The following is an 11,712-nucleotide window of genomic DNA, read 5'->3' on the forward strand; positions in this document are numbered from 1 at the left end:
ACCGTTCATTACTCCATTAAACGTACATTAAGAGCAGTCCTATCTGTTCTTAATGTGCGTTTTTTCATGCCGAAGCATATATATTAGTTGAAAGAGTGCCGAGAATTAGAGTGTTTATATATTAACAGATAGACAAAGTGTTGACCGAAGCGAAAGACGGTGACTTCAGCTCCGGAAAAAGAGACAGGTGAGACCTTACGGCGCAGCTTTAGCGGCTCACCGCCCGGCCGCGGAAAACTTCGACTGGAGCGGAGGCTATAAGCGATTTTAATGAGTTCACAACATAAAATTCATCACTCCGACAATGTTTTCAGCGACCGCTATAAGGGAATATGGTAGCATATAGATAGTACGGTATTTAGTTTCAGGGAGGTTAGGGAATGTTAGATAACACACACTTGCACATTACAACATGGGTACTCGGAATCGTGCTTTTCTTTATTGCGCTTGCGCTTATGAAGGGAGCAAATGCAAAGGGTGCTAAAATTGTACATATGATTCTGCGTCTGATGTATGTGCTCATCACCTTCACTGGCGGCTGGTTATTTTTCCAGTTCTCAGCAAATGATGCTGCGCTATACGGCGTGAAGTTTCTGCTTGGAATTCTTGTGATTGGATTCATGGAGATGATCCTCGTTCGCACGAAAAAACAGAAGTCAGTTAAAGTTATGTGGATATTATTGGTCATTGCGCTGCTGGGCACACTTTACCTCGGGTTCAGTCTGCCGGTCGGTTTCAATTTCCTCGGTTAAAAGTCGCTTATTCAGCGGCTTTTTTCTGTATTTATTCAACACCATATTCAAAATTGTTTTCAAACCGACACCTGTGTATACTATAAACATCAATTATCTGTATAATATTTGAACAATCTATGTACAATGTAAACGATTGAGGATGGAGGCTGTTTTATGACCCGTTCAATTGCAATTATAGGGGCTGGACCAGGCGGGCTTGCAGCGGCAATGCTGCTCGCTTCAAAAGGTTATGAAGTAAACGTATACGAAAAACATCCGTTTGTCGGAGGAAGAAACAGTTCTTTTACAATGAACGGTTATACATTTGATGTTGGACCGACATTTTTGAGTATGCCTGAAATTGCTGAAGAGATCTTTCAGGAAACAGGTAAGAACCTTCATGATTACGTGGATTTGATAGAACTGCCGATGATGTACGAGCTTGTATTCAAAGATAAAAATGTAAAAATGTATAGAGACCCTGACAAAATGAAAGAGCAGATACAAACTTATTTCCCGGGTGATGAGAAGGGCTATGACCGTTTCATGGATGATACCCGCAGAAAAATGGATGCGCTTCGTCCAATTCTGCAAAACAAAATGGACCGTTATACTGACTACTTATCCCTTAGAGTCCTGAAGGCGCTTCCTCAGCTGTCGCTTGGAAAAAGCCTTTACGACGTATTAAGCAACTACTTTAAGCATGAAGAGCTGAAGCTGGGCTTTACATTTCAGGCGAAATACCTGGGAATGTCGCCGTGGGAATGCCCGGGGGCATTCTCAATCCTGTCCTTTATGGAACATGAATACGGCATTTTCCACCCTAAGGGAGGCGTCAATCAGCTCTCAAAAGCAATGGCGAAAGCGGCAGAAGAGCTTGGGGCAAAAATTCACCTGGGAGATGGTGTGAAGCAGCTTCACATTAACAATCAAAAGGTTGTAACAGGCTTTGAACTTGAATCGGGTGCGCAGATTGAAGCGGATGAAGTGGTCATCAATGGTGACGTTGCCCATGTAATGACGAACCTGGTTAAAGGGAATCATCTTAAAAAGTTCAGTGAGCCGCAGTTGACTAAAAAGAAATATTCCTGCTCCACTTTTATGATTTATCTTGGTATTGATAAGAAATATGATCTGCCTCATCACACTATTTCATTTGCTGAGGATTATAAAAAGAATGTAGAAGAGATTATGCAGACACAGCTACTGTCAGAGGATCCATCGATTTATATTCAAAATGCTTCAGTGACTGATCCGACGCTTGCGCCTGAAGGGAAATCTGCATTATATATTCTGGCACCTGTTCCAAATAACCTGAGTGGACTTGACTGGGATCATCAGGAAAAGACATTCAGAGATCTGGTGCTTGATTCAATTGAAGCAAAAACTGGTTTTAAAAACCTGAGAGACCATGTTGAAGTTGAGCGCATCATCAGTCCGAAGCACTGGGAAGTTGATTTTAATGTATTTAAAGGTGCAACATTCAGTATGGGGCACCAGCTCAGTCAGATGATGGCACTTCGACCACATAATAAATTTGAAGAACTTGAACATACCTGGCTCGTGGGCGGGGGGACGCACCCTGGAAGTGGGTTGCCGACGATTCTGGAATCGGCGCGTATTACATCAAATCTGTTAATGAATGAAAAAAGAAATCACGTTGGAAATGAAAGCGGTGAGGCGGGATGAGAGTTTCTATCATAGGCGGTGGAGTCGGCGGTATGATGTCCGCGCTGCTGTTGAAAAGAAAAGGCTTTGAAGTGACGCTTTTTGAAAAAGAAGAGCAGCTTGGAGGCCGTCTTGCATATCACACACACGGTGAATACAAAATTGACAAGGGCCCTACAATCGTACTGTTACCTGAGATGCTGCAGTCTCTGCTGGACGAGGCAGGGGTGCCAAGAGAAGATTATGAATTGATTTCATGTGATCCGCTATATGATCTTCATTTTGCTGATGGCACTACTTATACAAAGTATCGGGACAAGGAAGATCAACTGGCTGAAATTAATCGGGTGTTTCCGGGGGAAGAAGCTGGTTACCAGAGGTTTATGAAAGATATGCAGATGCGGTTTAATGAAGGCAAGCCAAGGTTTTTAGAACAGTCATTTCTAAAACGCTGGGATGCACTTCAACCGTCAACGATCAACTCCCTGCGTAAATTAAACGCATTCAGGTCAGTATCAAAACAGCTTCATACCTATTTTAATGATGACCGTCTGAAAACGGCTTATGCATTGCAGACACTATATATTGGCGGCAACCCGTTTCAGACCCCGGCCATTTATTCACTCGTTTCCTACAGTGAGCATGAGCATGGGATTCATTATTTAAAGGGAGGATATGCCAGACTTGCAGAAGTCCTTGAGAAGAATATGATCGATGCAGGTATCCGGATTATCAAGGGTGCGAATGTTGAGAAAATTTCAATCAATTCTGGAAGAGCTGACGGCATCCTGTATAATAGTAAGTACGAACCATCAGATGCAGTTGTATTAAACGGGGACTTTCCGATTGCTGAAAAACTTGTTAATAAACAGGGAAGGCAGTACCAGTCTTCATCAGGATGTCTTCTGATCTACATGGGACTCGATGGCACCTATCAGGATAAAAAGATGCATCAGTTCTATTTAAGTAAGAACTTCGAAAAAACGATGAGTGAAATTTTTAAAGAGAAAAAAATTCCTGGAGATCCTTCTTATTATGTATTTAATCCTTCACCAGCAGATCCGAGTCTGGCGCCTGATGGGAAAAGCGTTTTATATGTGCTGGTTCCGGTACCTTCAGAAATTGAAGAAAATTGGCAGGAAGTCAAAGATGCATTATCTGAACAAATTCTGGATTCTATGGAACAGTCAGGATTTGATTCGCTGAAGAAGCGGATTGAGTGGATGGATATCAGAACGCCTGATGAAGCGAAGCGGGAAGGGTTATACGCGGGCGGCAGCTTCGGGATAGCACCTGCATTATTCCAGTCAGGGCCATTCAGACCACAGTTTCAACCTTATCCGGATCTCGTGAATGTATTTGCAACTGGTGCTTCCACTCACCCGGGTGGTGGTGTGCCGATTGTGATGCAGGGGGCTAAACTATTAGCTGATGGAATGGACAGGAAGTTTAATAGAAGGGAGAGATCAGCAGATGGAACTGGCAAAAGCCTATAAGGAATGTGAAAAAGTTATTAAACTCCATTCAAAAACGTTTTATCGTGCCTTTTCAATGCTCCCCGCTAAAGAAAGAAAAGCAGTGTGGGCGATTTATAACTTTTGCAGGACAGTCGACGATATTGTGGATGAAAGTGAAACGCCTGAAACAGAGCTTGCAGCTTTTGAAGCAGAGTTCGAACGTTTTTTAGCAGGGGACAAACTTGAAGATGCGTGCTGGATTGCACTGGCTGACGTTTTTAAACGCTACGATATGAATGTACAGGCCTTTAAGGATATGGTGAAGGGACAGAAGATGGACCTTTCTCACAGAACCTATCATACATCAGATGAGGTGCTTGACTATTCCTATCATGTAGCAAGTACTGTTGGGTTGATGCTGCTTCCGGTACTTGCGCCTGAAAACGAAAAGACCCTGAGGGACAGTGCCGTAAAACTTGGTTATGCGATGCAGATTACCAATATTCTGCGGGATGTGGGTGAGGATCTGGAACGCGAACGCGTTTATCTGCCTGCTGAAGTGATGACGCGCCACGGCTATAATGAGTCTCTACTGTATGAAAAGCAGGGCGGAGAGGCATTCATTAACACGTGGGAAGAGATGGCTGTCATGGCAGAAGGTTATTATGATGAGGCGATGGAAAATATTCATCTATATCCGCCTGCAAGCAGAGTACCTGTAAAGGGAGCTGCGGTTTTATATCGGGCGATACTTGATCAGGTCAGAAAGAATAATTATAATGTATTTTCAGAGAAAAACTATGTGCCAGTCAGTGAGAAAGATAAATTGCTATCATCCTACCAATAAAAAGAGCATCCGCGAGTGCAGCGGATGCTCTTTTGTTTTGTTGGTAATGGTTTAAAAAGGCATCACAGCGATCGGGTGTTTAATTGAGTCAGAAGTAAATGATTTGAAGGCTGATTCATTCTCTTTTAAATGATCCGAAGCATGTATGGGTAGAGTCGGAATAATCAATTCCTCACGCTGATGATTTGAATAACTTATTTCTGAAATAGAACGCTGGCCGCGGCAGCCGGCAAAACTGCAAAATCAAAAAGAGCATCTGCCAACACGGCAGATGCTCTTTTACTATGAACCTTTTAAACGCTCTCTTTTAATACCTTTTTCTTCTTACCTGTTTTTCCGAGCTCATCAAGACGTTCTACTAGACTGCCTGAAAGAGCTGCATTTCCTGTAGAGGTAGAAGAGACAAGAGACTCTTTTAATTCGTATGCATTTGATCCGTGCTCAGCATAATCAAGACCAGTGATTTCCTCTTCACGTGATACGCGGATGCCGCCCAGAGATTTCAAAGCGAATACAACTGCGCTTACCGCAAGACCAGTCCATAAGATGACTGCCCCTACACCAATTGCCTGAACACCAAGCAGTGCTGCGCCACCGCCGTAAAATAGTCCGTTAGCTGTGTCGAAAAGACCAACTGCAAGTGTACCCCAGATGCCGCAGATACCATGTACTGCAATCGCGCCAACCGGATCATCTTTCTTCAGAACCACATCAATAAAGCGGATACCTTCTACAAGAATCACACCTGCAACAAGTCCGATTACAACTGCACCAACTAATGAAACGTTCGCGGTACCAGCTGTGATCCCGACAAGTCCGCCGAGTGCACCGTTCAGTGTAATAGAAGGATCAATCTGTTTGAATCTGATTTTTGTATAAAGCGCTGAAGCGATAACTCCGCCCGATGCTGATAATAGCGTAGTAGAGATAACGATTGGTACAAGTGTCGGATCAGCTGCAAGTGAGCTTCCGCCATTAAAACCAAACCAGCCGAACCAAAGAATGAATACACCGAGTGCGCCAATTGGAATATTGTGACCCGGAATAGCATTGACTTTCTTGCCCTCATACTTACCAATACGTGCACCAAGGAATGCTACCGCTGCAAAAGCACCAACTGCTCCTGTTAAGTGAACGACTGTAGAGCCTGCAAAATCAACAAATCCAAGCTCAGAAATCCATCCGCCGCCCCATACCCAGTGACCAACTACCGGATAAATCGCACCAGTCATCAGCACAGTAAGAATTAAGTAGCTGCTTAATTTCATTCGTTCCGCTACAGCACCAGAGATAATCGTTGCACATGTAGCGGCAAAAACTGCCTGGAATAAGAAGAAACCAACATCTTCTACACCTGATAATGCAAAACCTGTTGTTCCAAAGAATCCATTAGAGCTTCCGAACATGATCCCGTAGCCTACCAGAAAATATAAGACCGAACCGATTGAAATTGTCAGGATATTTTTAAGAAGGATATTCAGTGTGTTCTTCGCTCGTGTAAAACCAGATTCGACCATCGCAAACCCTGCATGCATAAAGAATACTAAAATTGCTGCAATCATTACCCACATTGTATCTAAAGAAAACTGTACGCTTTCAGCTGTAACTGGTGCTGCATAAGCACTGGTTGTCACGAGACTTCCAAGTGCAGTAATAGATAAAATTTTCTTCTTCATGATTCTAACACCTCCGAATTTTTTAAAGGACAGCCTGTCTGCCGCGTTCACCACTTCTGATTCTGATGATTTCTTCTATGGGAGAGATAAAAATTTTACCGTCTCCGATTTCGCCGGTCGCACAAGCTTCGATAATTGCTTCAACAATTTCATCAGTACGGTGTTCTTCAGTCACCATCTCCACCTTGATTCGTGACACAAGAGGTAATTCGTAAGAGGTTCCTCTGAAAGCGCCTTTCTTTCCCTTTTGGTTTCCGCAGCCCGCAGCTTCGAATACTGTCAGACCGTTGATACCGAGATGGACCAGCTTTTCACGGAGTTCCTGGAAAACCTCTGGACGGACAATCGCTTCAATCTTTTTCATTTTTATCCTCCTTGTATTCAATGTCAGGTTACCTACCATCAATAATATGTCAGGTTTTCTAACACGAAAGTTATTATGTTTATAATAATATTCAGAAAATTAAACAAATGCAAGTGTTTTTTTAAAAAAACCTCTTTTCATGTGAGGTTTTATAACATATAAAAAGCCCTCACCTGAGTGAGAGCTTCAATGAAAGCGTTTTAGGTTTGGGTAAACTTTTTTTGCATCCAAATTCTTGATCGCCATCTTCTTAACATGAGAATACCTCTGAGCCATTCATCTAATATAAATGCAATCCATATACCTATCAGTCCGAGGCCGAACACAATCCCTAATAGATAAGCGAAAAATACTGCGACTCCCCACATGGATAAAATGCCAATATATACTGGAAACTTAACATCCCCCGCAGCTCTTAGAGAGTTGATCATCACGAGATTAAAGCTCCTGCCTGGTTCTAAAATAATTGTCAGGTAGATTAAAACTGAGCCTAAAAATAAAATATCTTCATTTGCTGTAAAGATCCCGAGCAGTGTTTCTGAGAAGATTGAAAATAATACAGCCATACCAAATGAAATATAAATGGCAATTTTTAAGCTTTTAATACCGCGTTTATAGGCTTCCTCAATTTTGCCGGCACCTACCATATGGCCGATCAGAATCTGACTACCCTGACCAATTGAAATGGCAAACAGAAAAATGAACATCATAATATTCAGCGTATAGACTCTCGTTGTGATCGCTTCTGTACCAAGAGAAGCGATAAAAGCTGTGATCACAAGCTGAGAGGCATTATAAGAAAGCTGTTCGCCTGCTGAAGGGATGCCGATTTTCAGCAAATTCTTCAAATGGGAGAAGGGAAGCTTAAATAAAGTAAAGAATGGCAGGCCGCCATCAATACGTTTAACCAGCAGGATAAATAAAACAATTAAACCTAAAAACCTGCTAATTGCAGTTGAATATGCAACGCCTTCAACGCCGAGTACGGGAAATCCGAACGCTCCGAAGATCACAACATAGTTTCCGAGTACATTGACAACATTCATTCCAAGCGTGACGTACATGGCATCCTTGGTGAAACTGTAACTTCTGAGTACTGCACCGAGTGTCATAATCACTGCCTGAATAAACGAGAGTCCGCCGACAATTTGAAGGTAGATCGTCGCCTCAGGAAGTAATTCAGGAGGCAGATCCATCAGAAGGAGAATTTTGTCATCAAAAATAAAGAGCAAAATACTCAAGATCAGACTGAATAACAAGTTAGCAGCAATCGACACAACGGCAATCTCGGCAGCACTTTTTTGTTTCCCGGCTCCGAGGTACTGGGCAACAAGAATAGAAGTACCGGTTGCAACAAACCCAAACATGACAATGATCAGTGCAAGAATCTGATTAGAGATCCCAACTGCTGCAACGCTGTCATCTGAATATTGACTGAGCATCAGTGTATCTGCGTTACCCATTAACATATGAAGTGAAATCTCAATAAAGATCGGCCAGGTCAGTGCAAAAAGTGTTAATTTTTTTGTGGAGCTTTTCAAGGTTAGACCTTCTTTCCGGTTTTACACAATCAAAGACTGAGGCAGTGCCCCAGTCTTTTATTAATGAACTTTAACCAATTTAATTTCCTGTGGTTTTAATATGAATTTTCCCTTTTTCCATTTATGAGCTTCTCCACTGATTAAGTCAGTGGTTTTTCGATTATTTAAAGAATAAGGTATTTTAACAGTGTCTTTTTTATCAGACAGATTGATCAGAATAAAGACTGCTGACTGTTCGTTTTCTCTTTTTAAAATCAGCGTATGCTCACTAATCTCATAAAATGAGAGATCACCGTCATTTGCCAGGAGCGGTTCGTTTTTGCGAAGTGAAATCAGTTTCTTTGTAAAATTCAGCAGATCCCGGTTTTGTTTATGCTCATCCCATTCCATGCATTTTCTGCATCCCGGATCCATTCCGCCGGATAGTCCTATCTCATCTCCGTAATAGATACATGGAGTACCATAGTAAGATAATAATAATGTCATAATCTGTTTTACCCGTTGATCGTCCCTATCACATTCTGTGAGGATTCTTGGTGTGTCATGACTTCCCACAAGGTTAAAAGCAGCATGGTTAACAGGTGAAGGATACATATATTGAACCTTTGTCATATTTTCAACGAATGTTTTCACTGAGATAGAACGCTTGGCGATCAATTGGAGCGCATTCGTTGTGAAGGGATAATTCATCACAGCGTCGAACTGATCTCCCTGCAGCCAGGGGATTGAATCGTGCCATACTTCACCCAGGATATAAAGGTCAGGGTTGATCTTTTTTACTTCTGCCCTGAATTCACGCCAGAATGCCTGATCCACTTCATTTGCAACATCAAGGCGCCAGCCATCGATGTCGAATTCGCGAGCCCAGTAGCGTGCGGCCTCAAGGAGATAATTTTTCACTTCCGGATGTTCTGTATTCAGCTTTGGCATCATATATGTAAATGCAAAGGTGTCATAATTCGGTTCCGGTGTTGTCTGGACAGGGAAGTCCCAGATGTGAAACCAGTCTTTATATCTTGATTTTTCACCTTTTTCAAGCACATCCTGAAATGGAGGGAAGAAAAAGCCGCTGTGATTAAACACAGCATCAAGCATGATTCTGATGCCACGTTTTTTACATTCAGCAATCAGTTCCTTCAGCTTTTCCTTATCACCGAAGTACTGGTCGATTTCAAAATAATCGATCGTATCATATTTATGATTGGATGATGCTTCAAACAACGGGGTGAAATAAATGCCGTTTATACCAAGGGTCTCGAGATAATCCAGATGATCAATTACGCCCTGCAGGTCTCCTCCAAAGAATGAATCTCTTTTCGGGTCTTCACTTGCCCAGGGAATTGTTGCCGGGGGATTTAATGAAGGATCACCGTTTGCAAAGCGTTCAGGAAAGATCTGATACCATACAGTGTTATGTACCCATTCAGGCGATTCAAATAAGTCTGCCTGATTCATATAAGGCATGCAGAAATATTCTCCGATGTCTTCAGGAGAGGCGGAATGAAAGTTCTTTTCTCCATAAAAGACACTTTTCTTCTTATTAGATAGAACAAATCCATAGCGGAGGCGATGAAATGGAGGAGTGAGGTTAACCTCCCAATAATCGTGCAATTCATCTGAGCCTGCAAGCTTCATCTCAAGTTGAATGAAATTCCACTTATCATTCGTCCAGTCATATGGATCTCCATGCACAAGCTTTACCTGTTGAATGTCATTTCTTGCTGTTTTCAGCCTGATTTGCATTTCGTCTTTATTAATTGAATAGGCCATCGAGCGATCGGCACGATGGTGGACAGCTGCTTTATTCATCTGGTGAGAGCCTCCTGTTAAGTTGAATTGATTACAACATTATGCCAAAGAGATTTTCTTGTCAATCTGCGGTTCCCGAAATATTTTCGTCACAATTTGCAAAAACTTTGAAAAAAGTATTGTAATCTTTTAAATTCTGATTATAATAAAAGTAGGTTGTGCAATCGTTTTCACAGAATAAATGAAAGCGTTTAAGTTTTATTTTTTATTCTGTTGTGCAAACGGTTGTACAGACAAATGATAAACACCTTTAGGAGGGGTCAATGTTGAAAAAGTATCTATCGTTTTTTGCAATGGTACTATTATTAATTGGTGTCCTTGCAGCTTGTGCACCGGATCGTGAAGAGTCTGGCGGTTCTACTGATGACAGCGGGGGCGGAGATTCAGAGGAAGCCGGCGATCAGCCTGAATCACTTAGCGTTTGGGTAAATGACAGCGAAGAACAAAAAGCTGTACTTGATACATTGTTTGAAAAGTACACTGAAGAAACTGGTATTGAAATTGACGTAACACCTATGAACATGCTTGATCAGGTGGAAGCGCTTAACCTTGATGGTCCTGCAGGTAACGGACCTGACCTGTTTTTCCAGCCGCATGACCGTATCGGTAACATCGTCCTTCAGGGACTTGCATCACCAATCGATCTTGGTGAAGCAGAAAGTACTTACTCAGAAACAGCGATCGATGCTGTAACATATGATGGTGAAATCTACGGAGCTCCACTTGTAGTTGAAACTTATGGTACGTTCTACAACAAAGATCTTGTTGAAGAAGCACCTGCTACAATGGATGAGCTTATGGCAATTGCTGAAGAGCAGACAGATGCTGCTTCAGATCAGTATGGTTTCCTGATGGAAGCTGCTAATTTCTATTTCTCATATCCTTTCTTCGGCGCTAATGGCGCATACGTTTTCAATAATGAAGGCGGTTCTTATGACGTAGAGGATATCGGTCTTAACAACGAAGGTGCTGTAGCTGGTGGAGAACTGATCCAGTCATGGTACGAAAATGGCTATATCCCGGTTGAAATCAACCCTGACATCATGAACGGTCTATTCACAGACGGTAAAGTCGGCGTTGCAATCACTGGACCTTGGAACATCCCGGCTTACGAAGAAGCACTTGGCGACAGCCTTGGATCTGCAATTCTTCCAACAGTTGACGGTACAAATGCTACATCTTTCGTAGGTGTTAAATCATGGATGGTTTCTGATTACTCAGAGAACAAAGATGCTGCAACAGATCTTGCATTATTCCTGACAAATGAAGAAAACTCTACAGCATACTATGAAGGTGCAGGCGAGCTTCCGGCTAACCAGGCAGCACTTGAAGGTGAAGCGGTAACATCTAACGAACTGATCGCACCATTTGCAGAACAGATTCAGTATGGTACACCAATGCCATCTACTCCTGAAATGCAGCAGGTTTGGGATCCAATTAACAATGCACTTCTATTCATCGCACAGGGTGATGATGTACAGGAAGTACTTGACGAAGCTGTACAGCAGATCCGCGACAATATCGCAACTGCACAGCAATAATATTCATGACGATGGTGGATAGAAGGATTCCCTCCTTCTATCCACTCACTTTATAGAGAAGATTTTCGAAACGCT

At 42.3% G+C, this 11,712-nt stretch carries 9 protein-coding genes; 5 read left to right on the forward strand and 4 right to left on the reverse strand.

The window, feature by feature from the left end; all coding sequences use genetic code 11:
• Positions 1–380 precede the first annotated feature (380 nt).
• The 4 genes from DH10bf12_RS10430 (at position 381) to DH10bf12_RS10445 (ending at position 4,706) form a co-directional block, all read left to right on the forward strand.
• The gene (locus DH10bf12_RS10430; protein WP_471735238.1) at positions 381–752 is read left to right on the forward strand and encodes a YisL family protein; all 372 of its coding nucleotides are present in this window, start codon (positions 381–383) and stop codon (positions 750–752) included.
• A 156-nt stretch (positions 753–908) separates the two neighbouring features.
• Entirely contained in the window at positions 909–2,423 is a 1,515-nt protein-coding gene (locus DH10bf12_RS10435; protein ID WP_471735239.1) for a phytoene desaturase family protein, read from the forward strand.
• The gene (locus DH10bf12_RS10440) at positions 2,420–3,898 is read left to right on the forward strand and encodes a phytoene desaturase family protein (protein WP_471735240.1); all 1,479 of its coding nucleotides are present in this window, start codon (positions 2,420–2,422) and stop codon (positions 3,896–3,898) included. The genes DH10bf12_RS10435 and DH10bf12_RS10440 overlap by 4 nt, the downstream gene beginning before the upstream one ends.
• Positions 3,876–4,706: a phytoene/squalene synthase family protein gene (locus tag DH10bf12_RS10445; RefSeq protein WP_471735241.1), complete on the forward strand. Its 831-nt coding sequence runs from the start codon at positions 3,876–3,878 to the stop codon at positions 4,704–4,706. Before DH10bf12_RS10440 ends, DH10bf12_RS10445 begins: the two co-directional genes overlap by 23 nt.
• Before the next feature lie 293 nt (positions 4,707–4,999).
• Here DH10bf12_RS10445 and DH10bf12_RS10450 read toward each other — a convergent pair whose 3' ends face one another.
• From DH10bf12_RS10450 to DH10bf12_RS10465, 4 genes are all read right to left on the reverse strand, one after another.
• Positions 5,000–6,382 carry an ammonium transporter gene (locus tag DH10bf12_RS10450; RefSeq protein ID WP_471735242.1) on the reverse strand — a complete coding sequence of 461 codons (1,383 nt, stop codon included), beginning with the start codon at positions 6,380–6,382 and terminating at the stop codon, positions 5,000–5,002.
• A 22-nt stretch (positions 6,383–6,404) separates the two neighbouring features.
• The gene (locus tag DH10bf12_RS10455; protein WP_471735243.1) at positions 6,405–6,746 is read right to left on the reverse strand and encodes a P-II family nitrogen regulator; all 342 of its coding nucleotides are present in this window, start codon (positions 6,744–6,746) and stop codon (positions 6,405–6,407) included.
• A gap of 200 nt (positions 6,747–6,946) precedes the next feature.
• Entirely contained in the window at positions 6,947–8,287 is a 1,341-nt protein-coding gene (locus DH10bf12_RS10460) for an MATE family efflux transporter (protein WP_471735244.1), read from the reverse strand.
• A gap of 60 nt (positions 8,288–8,347) precedes the next feature.
• On the reverse strand, positions 8,348–10,096 hold the full coding sequence (locus DH10bf12_RS10465; RefSeq protein ID WP_471735245.1) for a glycoside hydrolase family 13 protein: 1,749 nt from the start codon (positions 10,094–10,096) through the stop codon (positions 8,348–8,350).
• A gap of 266 nt (positions 10,097–10,362) precedes the next feature.
• Here DH10bf12_RS10465 and DH10bf12_RS10470 point away from each other — a divergent pair, with 266 nt between their 5' ends.
• Complete coding sequence (locus tag DH10bf12_RS10470) at positions 10,363–11,637, forward strand: sugar ABC transporter substrate-binding protein (RefSeq protein WP_471735246.1); 1,275 nt, start codon at positions 10,363–10,365, stop codon at positions 11,635–11,637.
• The last annotated feature ends 75 nt before the right edge of the window (positions 11,638–11,712 follow it).

The sequence above is a fragment of the Jeotgalibacillus sp. 10bf12 genome, assembly GCF_055597105.1.